General features: G+C 61.9%; 14 protein-coding genes, 1 tRNA gene and 1 pseudogene. 3 read left to right on the forward strand and 13 right to left on the reverse strand.

All coding sequences use genetic code 11. The features are described 5' to 3' along the window. Positions 1 to 28: 28 nt before the first annotated feature. From rpsU to DRB87_RS15020, 4 genes are all read right to left on the reverse strand, one after another. On the reverse strand, positions 29 to 241 hold the full coding sequence (gene rpsU, locus DRB87_RS15005) for a 30S ribosomal protein S21 (protein ID WP_017231887.1): 213 nt from the start codon (positions 239 to 241) through the stop codon (positions 29 to 31). 367 nt (positions 242 to 608) lie between these two features. Further along, positions 609 to 965 carry a hypothetical protein gene (locus DRB87_RS15010; protein WP_130026472.1) on the reverse strand — a complete coding sequence of 119 codons (357 nt, stop codon included), beginning with the start codon at positions 963 to 965 and terminating at the stop codon, positions 609 to 611. A 197-nt stretch (positions 966 to 1162) separates the two neighbouring features. Continuing rightward, positions 1163 to 2992, reverse strand: coding sequence for a DEAD/DEAH box helicase (locus DRB87_RS15015; RefSeq protein WP_206100028.1), 1830 nt, complete (start codon positions 2990 to 2992; stop codon positions 1163 to 1165). Between the two features lie 495 nt (positions 2993 to 3487). After that, positions 3488 to 3564, reverse strand: a tRNA-Pro gene (locus DRB87_RS15020). Between the two features lie 177 nt (positions 3565 to 3741). On the opposite strand from DRB87_RS15020, the gene DRB87_RS15025 reads away from it, so the two are divergent. Together DRB87_RS15025 and DRB87_RS15030 are read left to right on the forward strand one after the other, a co-directional pair. Beyond that, on the forward strand, positions 3742 to 4218 hold the full coding sequence (locus DRB87_RS15025; protein ID WP_130027892.1) for a histidine phosphatase family protein: 477 nt from the start codon (positions 3742 to 3744) through the stop codon (positions 4216 to 4218). Positions 4219 to 4402: 184 nt separating this feature from the next. After that, complete coding sequence (locus DRB87_RS15030; RefSeq protein ID WP_130027893.1) at positions 4403 to 5230, forward strand: GNAT family N-acetyltransferase; 828 nt, start codon at positions 4403 to 4405, stop codon at positions 5228 to 5230. Positions 5231 to 5345: 115 nt separating this feature from the next. On the opposite strand, the gene ppx is transcribed toward DRB87_RS15030, so the two are convergent. After that, positions 5346 to 6890 carry an exopolyphosphatase gene (gene ppx / locus DRB87_RS15035; RefSeq protein WP_130026473.1) on the reverse strand — a complete coding sequence of 515 codons (1545 nt, stop codon included), beginning with the start codon at positions 6888 to 6890 and terminating at the stop codon, positions 5346 to 5348. 152 nt (positions 6891 to 7042) lie between these two features. On the opposite strand from ppx, the gene ppk1 reads away from it, so the two are divergent. Continuing rightward, entirely contained in the window at positions 7043 to 9163 is a 2121-nt protein-coding gene (gene ppk1 / locus DRB87_RS15040) for a polyphosphate kinase 1 (protein WP_130026474.1), read from the forward strand. Between the two features lie 57 nt (positions 9164 to 9220). Here the strand turns inward: ppk1 and phoR are convergent, their stop codons facing one another. The 8 genes and pseudogenes from phoR to glmM all read right to left on the reverse strand — a co-directional run bounded on the left by phoR (position 9221) and on the right by glmM (position 17840). Further along, on the reverse strand, positions 9221 to 10564 hold the full coding sequence (gene phoR / locus DRB87_RS15045) for a phosphate regulon sensor histidine kinase PhoR (RefSeq protein ID WP_130026475.1): 1344 nt from the start codon (positions 10562 to 10564) through the stop codon (positions 9221 to 9223). A gap of 91 nt (positions 10565 to 10655) precedes the next feature. Continuing rightward, entirely contained in the window at positions 10656 to 11357 is a 702-nt protein-coding gene (gene phoB, locus DRB87_RS15050) for a phosphate regulon transcriptional regulator PhoB (RefSeq protein WP_130026476.1), read from the reverse strand. 36 nt (positions 11358 to 11393) lie between these two features. Then, positions 11394 to 12101 carry a phosphate signaling complex protein PhoU gene (gene phoU / locus DRB87_RS15055; protein WP_017231896.1) on the reverse strand — a complete coding sequence of 236 codons (708 nt, stop codon included), beginning with the start codon at positions 12099 to 12101 and terminating at the stop codon, positions 11394 to 11396. A 20-nt stretch (positions 12102 to 12121) separates the two neighbouring features. Then, entirely contained in the window at positions 12122 to 12904 is a 783-nt protein-coding gene (gene pstB / locus DRB87_RS15060) for a phosphate ABC transporter ATP-binding protein PstB (protein ID WP_130026477.1), read from the reverse strand. A 60-nt stretch (positions 12905 to 12964) separates the two neighbouring features. After that, positions 12965 to 13860 (reverse strand): annotated as a pseudogene (gene pstA / locus DRB87_RS15065) (phosphate ABC transporter permease PstA). Beyond that, the gene (gene pstC / locus DRB87_RS15070; RefSeq protein ID WP_130026478.1) at positions 13860 to 14834 is read right to left on the reverse strand and encodes a phosphate ABC transporter permease PstC; all 975 of its coding nucleotides are present in this window, start codon (positions 14832 to 14834) and stop codon (positions 13860 to 13862) included. Before pstC ends, pstA begins: the two are co-directional and overlap by 1 nt. 136 nt (positions 14835 to 14970) lie before the next feature. Next, positions 14971 to 16005 carry a phosphate ABC transporter substrate-binding protein PstS gene (gene pstS, locus DRB87_RS15075; RefSeq protein WP_130026479.1) on the reverse strand — a complete coding sequence of 345 codons (1035 nt, stop codon included), beginning with the start codon at positions 16003 to 16005 and terminating at the stop codon, positions 14971 to 14973. Positions 16006 to 16496: 491 nt separating this feature from the next. Beyond that, the gene (gene glmM, locus DRB87_RS15080; protein ID WP_130026480.1) at positions 16497 to 17840 is read right to left on the reverse strand and encodes a phosphoglucosamine mutase; all 1344 of its coding nucleotides are present in this window, start codon (positions 17838 to 17840) and stop codon (positions 16497 to 16499) included. Positions 17841 to 17933: the final 93 nt, after the last annotated feature.

The raw sequence follows: 17933 nt of genomic DNA on the forward strand, positions 1-17933 counted from the left end.
CACTTCACCGCACCCGAAGGGCGCGTGCTTAGTACATCTTCTTCTTCAGGGTCTGGCTGCGCAGACGCTTACGCAGACGGGCCACGGCAGCAGCCTTCTTGCGCTTGCGCTCGGCCGTCGGCTTTTCGTAAGCCGCACGTGCCTTGACTTCCTTGATCAGGCCCGTGCCATCGATGGCGCGGCGGAAACGACGCAGTGCGACTTCAACGGGTTCACCGTCTTTAATCAGAATCTTGGTCATGCAATAGCTCGTATAGTGAATTGGCTCGCGAGAGCCGCAAATTTAACTTACCGGGCAAAAGCACCCTTCCCCGCCCTGCAAGAGACATCCCCTGCCAGGCACGACGAACGGATTTGCCACGGACTGCACTACACCACATCCGGCGGGACCGCGAATCACCTCCTCTGCGATCTCCCGATTGGCTTTCAACGCCCGGCTCGCTTACCGCGAACCCCGCATTGCGCCTTCCAGACTGGCTGAACGGTTGATTGATGGCAAAGCGACACACTCATCGTTCGTCAATGAGAACCGCCTCCCTCGATGCCCAAGTTTTGGACAAGGTCGGGATTATACACACAAATCTCTGAAAATGTACATGATTGGATTGTCAGCGATCGACAGCGGCGACCGCAGGCACTTTCACGACCTTGGGCTTTGTCGTCCTGACGGACTTCACACCAATCGCCGCCTTTCCAGGTTTGAGAGACTTGGCCGCCTTCGCTGCCGCCGCCAATTCGAGGTCGATCGTACGCTTGAGCCCTTCGATGATGGGTGCGGCCAGATCGTCGGCAAAATGATCGAACCAACGCTTGGCCTGCAGGAGCTTCTTTCCGCCAAGACGCCGCTTGTGATCCGCATCGTCGGCAAGCACCTTGGCCGAGAGTCGCGCGCGCCCCTTGGGCAGACGTTCGAGAACGGTAACGATGATGAACCCGCGATAAGGCGTCTTTTGCTCGGCAGACATATTGCCCCCTGATGTACCCGCCTTGCGACGGGCCCGGACCGGATCGAAACCACGATCTGAATGACGTGAATGAATCCGATCGTACCACGACGCAATCTGCATACCCACAGGCAGGCGATCGACGCGGAAGGTTCGCGTGAGCGACGGAGGCGACGGGCCACTTTCCGCCGCACATTCACTACGCGCCCGATCCGCGCTCAGGAAGTGACTGGCAACGCATTCTCAGGAAACAGCTTGCGCATGAACAGAGAATCCCCGCTACCAGTGACAAGGAGCCGGTGAGTCGCGCGTGTCGCCGCAATGTAAAAGAGGCGAGCCTCTTGCTTCAGATCGGCGTCATCCAGCGACATCGCTCCGACGCCTGGCACGGCCACGAACGGATACTCCAGGCCTTTGCTGGCGTGCATGGTCAATAAGGTGACCGCGTCCGCACTGGGAGAGAACCGCTTGCGATCTCGCTGTTGCCACTGGTAGGGGATTCGCGCCTTCGCCAGCGCGTCAACGCACGCCTGGCCGACACTCCATGTCCGATAGACGATCGCCATGTCCTGCCACGCCGTGCCTTGCTGATGCGCCTGGCCCATTTGCTTCGAAATGGCTTCGGCCTCATCGGCAATCGACGGAAGTTTGATCAGCATGGGTTGCGGCCCCTCTCGCCCACAGCTGATCGGACGAATCAAAGGCACCCCATCGTCGTCAGTGGCCTTCGCGTCCAGAATGTCCTCGGCCACGCTCGCGGCAAGCGCGAGTATTTGCCGCGTATTCCGATAGTTGATCTTGAGAATTGTCGTGCGTCCCTGCGCCTGCACGCCAACGCTCTTGAAGCTGAATCCCTGCCGCTCGGAACGATTGAAGATCGATTGCGCGTCGTCATACAGCACGAGCAAATGACGGCATTCCGGCGAGACCATTTGCACGACCAGCTTGAACCACGACGGCTCGAAGTCGTGGCCCTCGTCGATCAGCACGGCGGCGTACTGCGCCGCGGGAATACTGCCTCGATCAACGGCGTTGATCACGCACTGAACGAGTTCCGCAAAAAACCGTTCACCCGCCCCTTTCGGGCGCGTGACGTGATAGGCGTTCAATTGATCCGAACACCAGCCGTGAAAATGTCGGACGATGACCTTGGCCGACAAGCCCTTGGCCTCCATTACCGATTGGATCTTTCGGGAAAGTGGCTCGCTGAAACAAAGCACCAACACGGGCTTGTCCGATTGCGTCGCCAGATATTCGGCGCGATAACCGAGGATCATCGTCTTTCCCGACCCTGCCACGCCGTGAATGACGCGGTGACCATCGCCCAGGCTACGTGCCAACTGCTCCTGCTGCACGTCCATGACGGCCATGATGTCGGGCAATTCGATCTGATCCGACAGCAGGTCGAGCTGGGTGCCTTGCACGCGCACTTCCGGGAAAAGTATCCATCGAAATCGATCGATCTGCGGCAACGTCAGTTTTTCGCGGAACTGGAACTTGAACATTTGCCACAACCGGGTCTGAAACGCTTCCGCGTCGACAGACTCGGTCATTTCGTCAGCGCAAATGACTCTCGAAGGCTCGAGTGCATGCCCCAAACCGCCATCCGTGAATTGCTTGCGCGTCATATTCGGCAGCACAACGCCGAACGTCCAGGGCAGCCGCAATTTCCCCTCGTAGGCGTGCCCTGGCGGATTCACCAGTTGCGGATCCCGCTCAAGCGCGTTGACGATTTCGAGCGTATATCGACGCGCCTGCTCAAGCGGACTGATGACGGTTTTGGGGCCGTTGCAGCCCAGAATTTGCCAGTCGCCGCGATCGGCACGCAGGACGGTCGTAATCTTCCAATCCTTGACTTCGAGTATGAGCAACCCACGCTGAGGGTGCAGCACCACAAAGTCCGGGTACGACTGCATCGTGGCGACGGGAACGTCATACCAGATCAAATAGTCGTCTTCGAGCTTCTGCTCCAGCCGCTCGGCGAGTCTGCGTTCGCCGGGCTGCATTCTGCCCGCGCATGAGGACAGAGAGGGAATGATCGTTGCCATGCGCCTCCAAAATCTAACGAATTCAGCCGTCAAAGAATCGATGTGTCTTTTTTCAAGTTATCCGGCTTTCGTTATCGTTTGCAAGGCCAGCGCGTCTCATCGAAACGCCAAGAACGTATGCACACCGTCGTCACAGGTCGCCCCGAGGCGGTCGCGCGTCTAGCGCGGACGCGACGAGCCAATTAGCCCGTTCGTATGAATATCGGATACATCCCAACCGGAAGTCTCGCTCGGCGGTTAAGCCGTTCGACAATGCGAGATACGCGATGCGCGTCCACGACCGCCGCGCCAACTTACATTGGTCTACTAATCAACATGGAGGCAAGAGACCGTCATGGCACGCAAATGGCATGCCCAGCGCGCCGCAGCGGACACGCACAGCGAACCACGCGGCACATGCACACGCGCAAGACGTTGTCGCTAAAGTCGTTGGGAAATTACAAGGGCAGAGATTAGGGACAATAGATGTTGCCTGTCCCAACCCCTTGAATTTAGTGGTCGGAGCGATAGGATTCGAACCTACGACCCTCTGATCCCAAATCAGATGCGCTACCAGGCTGCGCTACGCTCCGACGAAGAGCACGCATTCTAGTGGGTTCGGCGCACCGCGTCAAATCAATGTGCTCCGCGTCGGCATTTTTCCATCCACCGCTGGCACAATAGTTGTCTCGCAGCGGCTCGCCGACGGTCATGCCGTCGCCACGAAACCCCGTCATAGTGGGAGGTTCACCATGTCCGAACCTGTGTCGATGAACCTGATTCTCTGGCGTCACGCCGACGCCGAAAACCTGCCAGCCTCCCTCGCCCTCAGTGCCCAGGCCGATCTGGCCCGCGAGCTCACCGACCGTGGCCGCAAACAGGCTGAAAAGGCCGCCCAATGGCTGCGCCCGCGCCTCCCCGAAGATGCGCTCATCCTCTCCAGCCCCGCGTTGCGGGCCGTCCAGACCGCTCAGGCGCTCACCCCCACACCGCGCATCGTGCGCGATCTCGCCCCCGGTGCGAACGCCATGACGCTGCTGGGGACCATCGGCTGGCCCGGCAACGTCCAGACGGTCGTGCTCGTCGGCCACCAACCCGTCCTCGGCCAACTCGCCGCCCTGCTGCTGACCGGCCAGGAAGCCTACTGGACGATCAAGAAGGCCGGCATCTGGTGGCTCTCCTCACGCCGCCGCGAAGAGGAAAGCCAGGTGGTCGTGCGCGCCGTCGTCAATCCTGACCTGCTCTGAAGCGCACGCGACGGCGACGCCCCCTCTCCGCCCCCCGTGAATTGGCTGGCGCAAGGCGCCCAAAATGCGCCCTGACAGCGTGACACCGAAAGTTTTGTCATAGAATTGTCACTCACCGTTCACGGAATCGACATTGATGCTTTTTAAAGTACGTCGCAACGCGACCGTCAAACAAAGGGCCTTTATGCGCGACCTGCCGAACCCCACCATGCCGCTCTCTTCGTTGACCCCCACCTCGCGGAGGCGTCTTCCTCGCCCTGAAACGCCTGTCAAGCCGAATCTGGGTGTGGCGTGGGCACGCGACGAAAGCGAGCTTCGGGAAGCCCAGCGCCTGAGATACCACGTCTTCGCCGAAGAAATGGGCGCGTCGGTCAAGGGCCCCGCAGGCCTGGATGTCGACGAGTACGACCAATACTGCGACCACTTGATCGTGCGCGACCAGGATTCGCTCAAGGTTGTCGGTACCTACCGCGTACTGCCCCCGGACCAGGCCAAACGCCTTGGCCGTTTGTACTCCGAAGGGGAATTCGATCTCTCGCGGCTGGACCATCTGCGCCCGAAGATGCTCGAAACCGGCCGCTCATGCGTGCATGCGGAATACCGCAACGGCGCCGTCATCATGGCGCTCTGGAGCGGTCTGGCCGAGTACATGCTGCGCAACGGCCTGGAGACGATGCTCGGTTGCGCCAGCGTGCCGATGGCCGACGGCGGCCACTACGCCGCCAGTCTGTATCGCAAGCTGCAGGACACCGCCATGGCGCCGGCCGAGTATCACGCCGTGCCGCGCATCGCGCTGCCGGTGAGCGAGCTGCAATCGACGCTGGAGGTCGAGCCGCCCGCTCTGGTCAAGGGATACCTGCGCCTTGGCGCCCGTATTTGCGGCGCCCCGGCCTGGGACCCCGACTTCAACACTGCCGACTTCCTCACACTATTCCGCCTGTCTGATATCAACCCGCGCTACGCACGCCATTTTCTTGGCGCGGAACTGCTGAACAAGCTCAAACAGGCCTGATCGCCTGCCGCCTCCTCGCAAGTCGTCCGTCTCGCCAACGGGCACGAAAAAGCCCGGCAGATGCCGGGCTTCGTCGTTTGCCCCCGCCTTCAAGAGGCGAGCTGGCCCTCATGCGTCAGGCGTACACGACCTTGTAGCGCATGCCGATCTTCTCCCACTCCTGCGCCTCACGCTGCAGGCTGTAGTCGGTCAGCGGATTGGCGTCGATCCACGCACGCGGCACCGACACCATGAAGCCATCGCCAAGCCGTTTGACCTCGATGGCGTCCGGCAACGCATCCGTGCGGCGGCGACAAAACAATACCGCCAGGCGCAGACAGAACAACAGTTGCCAATCGACCTGCTGCGCCTGCGATGCCAACTTGCCCAGCTTGCCGACATGCCCCAGCAGCAACTCGGCCAGCCGCGCCTGATCGGGGCGCGAAAAGCCCGGCATATCCGCATTGCTGCCGATGTACGCCGAATGTTTGTGGTACGCGCTGTGCGAGATCGACAACCCCATCTCGTGAAGCGACGACGCCCAGTTGAGCAACGCCTCGCCTTCCCCGCGACCGTCGTCCAGGTTCCCCGCCGCGCCGTCGTCCTCAAGCACCTCGACCGCCTCGACCGGCAACTGGCGATACAGCCGAATCGCCAGGCGTCCTACACGCTCGGCCTGGGCACGGTCCACGCCATACCGGCGCACGAACTGCTCGACGGTCACCGCCCGCATATCCTGATGCTGCGTACGCCCCAGCAAGTCGTACATCACGCCAAGCCGCAGCGCGGCGTCGGTCGTCTCCATATGCTCGACCTCGAGTTCATTGAAGACGGACAACATGATGGACAGGCCGCCCGGCAGCACCGGAATTCGATCCTGCTTGAGCCCCGCCAGCTTGAGGCGGTTGGCGTTCTCTGCCTTGATGAGCGCGCGCTTGAGGCGCTCGAGCCCACCGCGCGTGAGGCCGTGCAAACCGCCGTCGTTGAACCCATTGGCTTCGAGCAATTCGGCCAGCGCACGTGCCGTTCCCGACGAGCCGATCGCCTGCGACCAGGCGGCGTCACGATACGTCGCCGCAATGATCTGGATCTCGCGACGGGCGGCCAGTTCGGCCTGCTTCATCGCGTATTCATCGACGTTGCCGCTGGGAAAGAACTGCCGGCTATGACTCACGCAGCCGATATACAGGCTCTCCATGATGAGCGGCTCGTAATCCTGCCCGATGATGAATTCGGTGGACCCCCCTCCAATGTCCACGACAAGCCGGTTACCCTGGCACGTCGGCACGGAGTGTGCGGCGCCCGCATAGATCAGCCGCGCCTCTTCCCGCCCGGCAATGACTTCGATGGGAAACCCGAGCGCGTGCTGTGCCTCACCGAGGAAATCGTCCGCGTTCTTGGCGACACGCAGCGTATTCGTGGCCACCGCGCGGACCTTGTCGGGATGAAATCCCCGCAGCCGCTCGCCGAAACGCTTGAGAACGTCCCAGCCGCGTTGCTGCGACGGATGATCGAGGTACTTCTCGTCGTTCAGGCCCGCCGCCAGCCGAACCGGCTCGCGCAGCGCATCGACCTGATAGATCTGCGTGCCGGCGGACGTTTCCTCCACGCGGCCGATGATCAGGCGAAAACTGTTCGAGCCGAGATCGACGGCCGCTAACAAGGGCGAGGGAGTACTCATGTCGGGATGCGCCTGAGCGAAGAGTGCCGGAGTGGAGAACGTGTCGCACAAAAAGCATGACGCGCACTCGACAAATAAATGACGAATACGCTACAAATGGAATATGACACGTCGTTGACAAATGTGAACGTCATATAACGGTAACAATACGGATGAAGAATTCACACCAATCCCATGTCTTTCGCACGGTCACCATGAATTATCCGCTGCTCAACCGCGAGCTGGGCATCCTGGCGTTCAACGAACGCGTGCTTGCCCAGGCGGCGGATCCGGCCACGCCGCTGCTGGAACGCCTTCGCTTCGTCTGTATCGTGAGTAGCAATCTGGATGAATTTTTCGAAATCCGCGTCGCCGGACTGAAGGAGCAGATGCGCGAAAATCCGGGCATGCTCACGCCCGACGGCATGACGTTCCAGCAAGTTTACACGCAAGTCTGCGCCCGGGCACAGGCGCTGGTGGAAAAGCAGTACGCAATGTTCGACAGCCTGCTGCCGCGTCTCGAAACCGAAGGCATCGCGTTTCACCCGTCCGGTCAGTGGAACGACGCTCAGGTCGAGTGGGCCCGCGACTATTTCCAGCGCGAACTCGTGCCAGTCCTCACACCGATCGGGCTCGATCCGGCGCACCCATTCCCGCGCGTGCTCAACAAGAGCCTGAACTTCGCCGTCGAACTCGAAGGCAAAGACGCCTTCGGCCGCGACGCCGAACTCGCCATCGTTCAGGCCCCGCGTGCCCTGCCCCGGCTGGTCCCCATGCCTGCGGCGCTCGCCCCCCTGCCCAACAGCTTCGTGCTGCTCAGCTCGCTCATGCTGCGCTTCGCCAGTGAACTGTTCCCAGGACTCACGGCCAAAGGCTGCCATCAGTTCCGCGTCACACGCAACAGCGATCTGTTCGTCGACGAGGACGAAATCACCAACCTGCGCACCGCGCTGCAAGGCGAACTCCCGGCCCGCCATCTCGGCGACGCCGTACGCCTCGAAGTCGATGCCGGTACACCATCGCGCCTCGTGCGGCGCCTCCAGACGGAGTGCGGCCTGGGCGACTCGGACTGCTACCGCGTCAAGGGCCCCGTCAACCTCGTGCGCCTGATGCCCCTGCCCGAGATGGTCGACCGTCCGGACCTCAAGTTCGCGCCGTTCGTGCCGGCGCTGCCCAAGCGCATGAGCGCGTCGCCGTCCATCTTCGACGTCATCGACCAGGGCGACCTGCTGCTGCATCACCCGTATGACAGCTTCCAGCCCGTGCTGGAGCTGCTGCTGCAAGCGGCTCGCGACCCTGACGTGGTGGCCATCAAGCAGACGATCTACCGTACCGGCAACGAATCCGCACTGATGGACGCCCTGATGGAGGCGGCCCGCAACGGCAAGGAAGTCACGGTCGTGGTGGAACTGCTGGCACGCTTCGACGAGGAGACCAACATCAACTGGGCAGCGCAGCTCGAAGCGGTCGGCGCGCACGTCGTCTACGGCGTGGTCGGCCACAAGTGCCACGCGAAGATGCTGCTCGTGGTGCGTCGCGCGCACCAGGGCAAGAAGACGTTCCTCAAACGCTACGTCCATCTCGGCACCGGCAACTATCACCCGCGCACGGCCCGTCTGTACACGGACTTCGGCCTGATGACCGCCGACGAGGCGCTGTGCGCCGACGTCCACGTCGTCTTCCAGCAACTGACGGGCATCGGTCGGCAGACCCAGTTGCAGGGCCTGTGGCAATCGCCGTTCACGATGCATACGCATCTGCTCGAGGCGATCCGTCGAGAAACGGAAGCAGCGGCTGCAGGCAAGAAAGCCCGCATCATCGCGAAAATGAACGCGCTGCTCGAACCGACGATCATTGCCGAGCTTTACAAAGCGTCGCGTGCGGGAGTGAAAATCGATTTGATCGTGCGCGGCGTGTGCTCGCTGCGCGCCGGTGTACCGGGCCTTTCCGAGAACATCACCGTGCGCTCGCTTGTCGGGCGCTTTCTCGAACACCATCGCATCTATTACTTCTATGCGAACGGCGACGAAAAAGTCATGCTTTCAAGCGCCGACTGGATGGAGCGCAACTTCTTCCGACGCGTGGAGGTGGCTTTTCCGGTACAAGACAAGCGCCTGAAGGCCCGCGTGATTCGCGAGGGTCTCATGGTGAACCTGCGTGACAACACCGCCGCATGGTTGATGCGTCCGGACGGCACCTACGTGCGTCGCAAGCCGGGCAAGACGCCGTTCAACAGCCAGATGGCACTGATGCAGGAACTCGCACAGCAGGTACAGATCGGCACTCGCGGCTGACCTGGCCGGTCATCGGTCAGCCGTGCGCGTGTACCGTGCGCGCCGAGTCGCCCAGGCTTAGCCGTCTACGGTCAATCGTGGCGGGATGGCGTCGACCGGCGCGCGCTGCGCCACGCGCGTGGGCGGAAACTGGATGGCGAACGTGCTGCCGTGCCCCACCTCGCTCGTCACCTTCAGATCGGCCTGATGGCGCGTCAGCACGTGCTTGACGATCGCGAGGCCGAGGCCGGTGCCGCCCGTATCGCGCGATCGGCTGCGGTCGATACGGTAGAAGCGCTCGGTGAGCCGAGGAATATGCTCCGCCGGAATCCCCAACCCCGAGTCGGTCACGGCGAAGCGGGCACCGCCGTCGTCCGTCGGCCCCCATTCGATGCGGATCTTGCCGCCCGGCGGCGTATAGCGCACCGCATTGCTGACGAGATTACTGAACGCGCTGTGGAGTTCGCCTTCGGCACCACGCAAATCGAGTCCGTCGGCCTGCGTGACTTCGATCACATGCTGCCCCTGCGAGAGCCCTTCTGCGTCGCTGCGTAGCGAGCGCATCTGCATGCCCATATCGATACGCTCGTCCGGCGGCGGCTTGCCGCTGCCTTCGAGCTTCGCCAGCGTGAGCAGATCGTTCACGATGTTCTGCATACGCGAGGCCTGCTGTCGCATGATCTCGATATAGCGCTGGATCTCCTCAGGGGAGAGTGGCAGCTCGCCGACCGTCTCCAGAAATCCGGAGAGCACGGTCAGTGGCGTCTTGAGTTCATGCGAGACGTTGGCCACGAAGTCGCGACGCATCGAGTCGGTGCGTTCGAGATCGGTCACGTCGAGCGAAATCATGAGCTTGCGGTGGTCGCCATACGGGAACACCTGCATGGAAAGCACGTTGTTGCGCTTCTCGCCCATGTGGTGCATGAGCAGCGCCTCGTCGTAGCGCTCCGAGGACAGGTAGTGCACAAAGGCCGGTGTGCGCAGGAGATGCGTGATTTGCTGACGCAGATCACGCTTGGCATCGATACCGAAATGCGACTCGGCGATCGCATTGCACCATTCGATCTGGTTGTGCTCGTCGAGCATGATCACGCCGTTGGGCGATGCCTGGATCGCCTGGATGAAGCGAGCGTGCTGTTGTTCCACCTGCTTGACCTGGTTATGCCAGCGCTTGGCCAGCTTGTGCAGCCGGTAATAGATTTCCCCCCACAACCCGAGTGCACTCGGCACCTCACCGTAGACCGGGGCGTCGAGAAGACGCCAGAGGCGTTGGGCGTGGTAGACGTTGAAGAGGACTTGCGTGACCAGCAGGACGATGGCCGTAATGTAGCCCACGCTTGCGCCAAAGAACCCGCCGACAGCCGTCGAGACGGCGGCTTGCAGGATCAGGAACGTCAGCGCACGGGCCCAGATGATATTCATAGACGATGCACAGGGGTTTTGCCGCCCGCGACCCATGGGACAAGGGCGGCATTGGCACGGCAGGCCTCGCCCGAAGGCGAGGCGCGATGCCTCAAGCCGACTTCGTCAAGCGATAGCCGCTGCCGCGTACGGTCTCGATCATAGCATCGTGGCCGGCCGGCTTGAGCGCGGCACGCAGACGCTTGATGTGCACGTCCACCGTGCGCTCTTCCACGAACACGTGATCGCCCCACACCTGATCGAGCAACTGCGAGCGGCTGTGCACGCGCTCCGGATGCGTCATGAAGAAGTGCAGCAGACGGAATTCCGTCGGCCCCAAGTCCAGCTTGATGTCGCCGCTTGACTGGTGGCTCGTGACGCGATGCGTGGCCGGATCGAGCTTCAGGCCATTCACGCTCACCGCGTCTTCGGTCAACTGCGGCGCACGGCGTCGCAGCACGGCCTTGATCCGCGCCATCAGCTCCTTCGGCGAGAACGGCTTGGTGACGTAATCGTCCGCGCCGATCTCCAGGCCCATCACCTTGTCCTGCTCTTCGCTGCGCGCGGTGAGCATGATGATCGGCACGTGCTTGGTCCGCTCGTTCGCCCGAAGCTCACGTGCGAACGTCACGCCTGACTTGCCTGGCAGCATCCAGTCAAGCAGCACCAGGTCGGGCAGCACGTCACTGATCAGCGTGAGTGCCTGCTCGGCGTTGTAGGCCCGAATCGGATAGTGACCCGCGTGTTGCAGATTAACGGAGATCAGCTCGGAAATCGCCGGCTCGTCTTCCACGATCAGAATGCTGCTGGGCATCGGTTTCCTCTCAAACCTTCAATAATGTCGGGCCGTTCATTCGCCTTGCACTTGGCGCTGCAGGTCTTCGCGCGAAATGTGCCGGACGTCGGTGCCCTTGACAATGTAAATGATGAATTCCGCGATGTTCTTCGCGTGATCGCCGATGCGCTCGATCGCCTTGGCAATGAACAGGAATTCCAGGCCCGCCGAGATGGTGCGCGGATCTTCCATCATGTAGGTCACCAGCTTGCGCACGAAGCCACGGAATTCGTTGTCGATGGCCTTATCGTCGCGCACGATCTCGGCCGCGGCCACGATGTCGAGACGCGCGAACGCGTCGAGCGTTCGGCGCAACAACTGGGCGGCCATGTCGCCCGAGAGTTTGATCTCGGCGAAGTTCACGGTTTGCGCCGCGCCGTCTTCCAGGAGGTGACGGGTCCGCTTGGCGATCTTCTCGGCCTCGTCGCCTGCGCGCTCGAGGTTGGTGATCGACTTCGAGATCGAGAGCAGCAGGCGAAGATCGCGCGCGGTCGGCTGACGACGGGCAATGATCTTGCTGCACTCTTCGTCGATCTCGACTTCCATGGTGTTCAGGCGCTGCTCGGTGGCGATCACTTCGTCGACCAAGGCACGGTCGAACGTGTTGAGCCCCCGCATGGCCGTCACGAGCTGCGATTCGACCAGGCCGCCCATTTCAAGAACCCGCGAGCAAAGCTGATTCAGGTCCGAGTCGAACTGGCTGGAAAGGTGTTTGTCGTTCATGTCGAAATTCCTCGTGGGCATCAACCGAAACGGCCGGTGATGTAGTCTTCGGTCTCTTTACGGTCCGGCTTGATGAAGATCTTCTCCGTTTCCCCGAACTCGATCAATTCGCCCAGATACATATAGGCGGTGAAGTCCGAGCAACGTGCCGCCTGCTGCATGTTGTGCGTGACGATCACCACGGTGTAGTCGTCCTTGAGTTCGGCGATCAGCTCTTCGATACGGCCCGTGGAGATCGGGTCGAGCGCCGAGCACGGCTCGTCGAGCAGCAGCACTTCCGGGCGGATCGCAATGCCGCGCGCAATGCACAGTCGCTGTTGCTGACCGCCGGACAGGCCGTAGCCCGACTGTTGCAGCTTGTCCTTGACTTCGCCCCACAGCGCCGCCTTGGTCAGCGCCCACTCCACGCGGTCGTCCATTTCCGAGCGCGAGAGCTTTTCGAACAGGCGCACACCGAAGGCGATGTTGTCGTAGATCGACATCGGGAACGGCGTCGGCTTCTGGAACACCATGCCGACCTTCGCGCGCAGCAGCGCAATGTCCTGCTTCGAGGTCAGCAGGTTTTCACCGTCCATGTTGATCTCGCCCTCGGCGCGTTGCTCCGGGTACAGCGCATACATCTTGTTGAACGTGCGCAGCAGCGTCGATTTGCCGCAGCCCGATGGGCCGATGAAGGCCGTGACCTTGCGGTCGGGAATGCGCAGATTGATGTTCTTGAGCGCGTGATATTTGTCGTAGAAGAAGTTCAGGTTATTGACTTCAATCTTCGAGGGCAGTTTGATGTCTTGCGTCGGATTCGTCATGGTCGTCTTAACCGTCAGGTATGCGTGGTGTCGTCGCGTTGTGTCGTCTCGCGTTGCCGCTTACTTCTTGGCAAACAGCGTGCGCGCCAGGATGTTCAGCAGCAGCACCCGAGGGTGATGATGAACACGCCCGCCCAGGCGAGTGACTGCCACTCCGCAAACGGGCTCATGGCAAATTTGAAGATCGTGACCGGCAGGTTGGCCATCGGCTGATTCAGGTTCATCGACCAGAACTGGTTCGACAGCGCCGTGAACAGCAGCGGTGCCGTCTCGCCCGCGATACGCGCCACGGCGAGCAGCACGCCTGTCACGATACCGGCGATCGACGCCTTCAGCGTAATCTTGACGATGATGCGCCACTTCGGCGTGCCCAGGGCAAACGCGGCCTCACGCAAGTTGTTCGGCACGAGCTTGAGCATGTTCTCGGTCGTGCGGATCACGATCGGGATCTGCAGCAGCGCGAGCGACACAATGCCGGCCCACGCCGAAAAGTGCCCCATCTGTGCCACGACCAGCGCGTACACGAACAGGCCGATCACGATCGACGGCGCCGAGAGCAGAATGTCGTTGATGAAGCGGGTGAGGCTCGCGAGCCACGACTTCTGACCGTACTCGGCCAGGTAGACCCCGGCCAGAATACCCAGCGGCGTGCCGAGGAACGTGGCCACACCGACCATCACGACACTGCCCGCGATGGCATTGGCGAGCCCCCCGCCGGCGGTGTTCGGCGGCGGCGTCATTTCGGTGAACAGCGACAGCGACAGACCGCCGATGCCCAGCGAGAGCGTGGTGTAGAGAATCCACAGCAGCCAGATCAGGCCGAAGGCCATGGCCGCGAGCGACATCGCGATCGCAAAAATGTTCTTGCGGCGGCGGTAAGCTTGCAGCCGCACGCGGGTCACGGCGTCGGTCGGCTTCACGGCTGGGGTTTCCAGTTCGAGCGCTTGTTGAGTCATTATTTACCTTCGCTTTTCTCAAGGCGCAGCAGCATGAGCTTGGACAGCGCCAGCACCACAAAGGTGATGAAGAACAGAATCAGGCCGAGCTCCATCAGGGCGGCCGTATGCAGCCCCGGGCCGGCTTCGGCGAACTCGTTGGCGAGCGCCGAGGTAATGCTGTTGCCCGGCGAATAGAGCGATACGTTGTCGAGCAGATTCGTGTTGCCGATCACGAAGGTGACGGCCATGGTCTCGCCAAGCGCGCGGCCCAGCCCCAACATGACGCCACCGATCACCCCCGTCTTCGTGAAGGGCAGCACCACGCGCCACATCACCTCCCAGGTGGTGCAGCCAATGCCGTAGGCCGACTCCTTGAGGAGCACGGGCGTGACTTCGAACACGTCGCGCATGACCGAGGCGATGTACGGAATGATCATGATCGCGAGGATCACACCGGCGGGCAGGATACCGATGCCCAGCGGCGGCCCCTGGAACAGTGCACCGATGACCGGAACGTTGCCGAGCAGCGTCTGCAGCGGCTTCTGGAAGTACTGGCTGAAGATCGGGGCGAAGATCAGCAGACCCCACATCCCGTAGACAATGCTCGGGATAGCGGCGAGCAGCTCGATGGCCGTACCGAGCGGGCGGCGCAGCCATACGGGCGAGAGTTCAGTCAAGAACAGCGCAATGCCGAAGCTGACCGGCACCGCGATAATGAGCGCGATGAGCGACGTGACGAGTGTGCCGTAGATCGGCACGAGCGCGCCGAAGTGCTCGGCGGGCGGATCCCATTCCTTCGTCCACAGGAAGGCGAAGCCAAATTTCTGAATCGACGGCAGTGCGCTGTACATCAGCGACACGATGATGCCACCGAGCAAGAGCAGCGTAATGAGGGCGGCCGCGCGGGTGAGCAGCGCGAAAAGAATGTCGCCAACGGAAGACGGAGCGCGCTGCGCGCCTGCTGTTGCGAGGGGTCGGGTGGCTTCTGCCATGATGTCGTCTCAGCGTGAGCGCGCCGCCTGCCGTTGCCAGATCAGAGGTCGGGCTTCGGAACAGGCGGCGCGGATAATGCCGGGTTGAGGCCCCGGGCAATGCAACCGTGCATTGCCCGGGGCCAGCAAGGCTGCTTTAGATGCCGGCCTTGTGGGCCGACTCGGCAACCTTCGCCTTCCAACCTGCACGGATTTGCTTCAGCACCGCTTCCGGCAGCGGGATGTAGTCCAGTTCCTTGGCGGTCTTCTCGCCATTCTTGAACGACCAGTCGAAGAACTTCAGCACGTCGGCGCCTTGCGCTTCCTTGCCGGCGTCAGCCTTCTGGTGCACCAGCACGAAGGTGGCAGCCACGATCGGCCACGACTTGTCGCCCTTCTCGTTGGTCAGGATCTGGTAGAACGTCTTCGACCATTCGGCCTTGGCAGCTGCCGCAGCGAACGTTTCCGTGGTCGGCTCGACGGTCTTGCCGTCGGCGTTCGTCAGTGCCGTGTACGTCAGCTTGTTTTGCGTGGCGTAGGCCGACTCGACATAACCGATCGCGCCCGGCAGGCGTTGCACGAAAGCGGCGACGCCGTCGTTACCCTTGCCGCCCGTACCCGTCGGCCAGTTCACCGTGGTGCCTTCGCCAACCTTGCTCTTCCACTCGGCGTTGACCTTCGACAGATAGTTCGTGAACACGAAGCTCGTGCCCGACCCGTCGGCGCGGCGAACCACGGCGATATCGGTATCCGGCAGCTTGACCTTCGGGTTCAGCTTGGCGATGGCCGGATCGTTCCACTTCTTGATCTTGCCCAGATAGATGTCGCCCAGCACCGGGCCCGACAGGACCAGCTCGCCCGGCTTGACGCCCGGTACGTTGACCACCGGCACGATGCCGCCGACCACCGTCGGGAACTGGAACAGGCCTTGCTTGGCCAGTTCTTCGTCCGTCAGCGGAGCGTCCGAACCTGCGAAATCGACAGTCTTGGCCTGGATTTGCTTGATGCCACCCGACGAACCGATGCCCTGATAGTTGACCTTGTTCGAGGTCGCCTTCTGGTAGGCGTCAGCCCACTTCGTGTAGATCGGCGCGGCGAACGTGCTGCCTGCACCCGTAATTTCGCCCGCAATCGCGCCAGCGGCAAACAGAATGCCAGCCATGCCGGCAATCGCAGTCTTCATCAGCTTCATGGATTTCTCCGAGTTGGTGTGGATACAGCGTGTGGTTGGCTCGAAGAATAGAGTCCGAATGTGACAATCATGTGTCATGTGTGAAAGCTCACAACATCGGCGTCATAAAGTTGACTCGGGATCGTCACGTTGCCAGACGCATCTCCCGCCTCTCGTTGGCGGCCAAAAATCCTTGTCTGGCAATGGTTTAGGGTATCTCCAAGCACATGCCATCGCGCAAAACGCCCAATTCGGGACACATGTCAGCACCGTGACACGGGTGCAAACCGTCTAACCATCCTAGGCCACCGTGTCACAAATGGAAATATCGGGTTGAACCGATTGCCATGATGGGAAGCCTGAAACGCAGGTATGCGGCAACGCGTTGACCGGCGCTTGCGCCCGGGGGATTGACTTCGATGAGGGGATTCGGCGTTGTCCGCCGTGCCGCCCCACTCGGGGGGGGCACGGCCCTGCCAGGATGGATGGCAGACCGGGCGTTCAGTGAACGCTCAGGCGGCCGATTTGACGACGTCGGCCAGATGCTGGGCGAAGGACGTGGCTTGGGCGGCTTCGCGGGCTTCCACCATCACGCGCAGCACGGGCTCGGTGCCCGATGCGCGAATGAGCACGCGCCCCGTATCTCCCAATTGAGACTCGACGGCGGTGCGCTCGTCGGACAGGCGCGCATCGCTCTGCCAGTCGTAGCCGGCCGGCGTACGGACGTTGATCATTTGCTGCGGGAACAGACGCACGCCGTCGAGCAGCTTCGCCAGCGGCGGGTTGCCCGCGCGACGGATTGCCGCGAGCACTTGCAGGGCCGAGATGATACCGTCGCCCGTCGTGTGCTTGTCCAGACACAAAATGTGGCCGGAACCCTCCGCGCCAATCTGCCAACCGTGCTTGTGCAGTTGCTCGAGCACGTAACGGTCGCCGACCTTGGCGCGCACGAATGGCACCCCTAGGCCCTTGAGGGCGACTTCGACGGCCATATTGGTCATCAACGTACCCACGGCACCCGGCACCCCTCCGTTGTCCAGGCGGTCCTTCACCAACAGATACAGCAGCTCGTCGCCGTTGTAGAGACGGCCCGCACCGTCGACGATCTGCAGGCGGTCAGCGTCGCCATCGAGCGCCACGCCGAGATCCGCGTGATTCGCACGCACGGCGCGCATGAGCGCATCCGGCGCTGTCGCCCCGCAGTCCTCGTTGATGTTGAAACCGTTCGGCTGGTTGCCGATCGCGATAACCTCGGCGCCCAACTCGTGGAACACATGGGGCGCGATGTGATACGCGGCGCCGTTGGCGCAATCGACCACGATCTTCATGCCGCGCAAGTCGAAGTCGTTCGGGAACGTGCTCTTGCAGAACTCGATGTAGCGGCCTGCGGCATCGTCCAGACGACGCGCCTTGCCGAGTTGCTCGGAGCGCACGCAGGTCATCGGATTGTCGAGTTCGGCTTCGATGGCCAGTTCGGTCTGGTCCGGCAGCTTGTTACCATCCGCCGAGAAGAATTTGATGCCGTTGTCGTGGTACGGGTTGTGCGACGCGCTGATCACCACGCCAGCCGCCAGGCGCAGCGCCCGGGTGAGGTAGGCTACGGCGGGCGTGGGCATCGGGCCCGCCATCATAGTGTCGACGCCGGCTGCCGCAAAGCCGGCTTCCAGCGCGGCTTCGAGCATATAGCCGGAGACGCGCGTGTCCTTGCCGATCAATACCGTCGGACGGCCCAGCGTTTGGTTGCCGGCCAGCACGCGACCCGCGGCGTAACCGAGTCGCAGCACGAACTCTGGCGTGATCGGGCTTTCGCCCACCGTGCCGCGAATCCCATCGGTTCCAAAATAGCGTCGTTTCATCGTTGCATCGTTCCCAGTTGAGGCGCTGCGCCGGATGAGAGACCGGACGCGCGCGTCGTTCAATCTTTATAGGTGCCGCGCTCAGACGGTGGG

The organism is Pandoraea sp. XY-2, from assembly GCF_004193915.1.
In the GTDB taxonomy this organism is placed as follows: Bacteria; Pseudomonadota; Gammaproteobacteria; order Burkholderiales; family Burkholderiaceae; genus Pandoraea; species Pandoraea cepalis.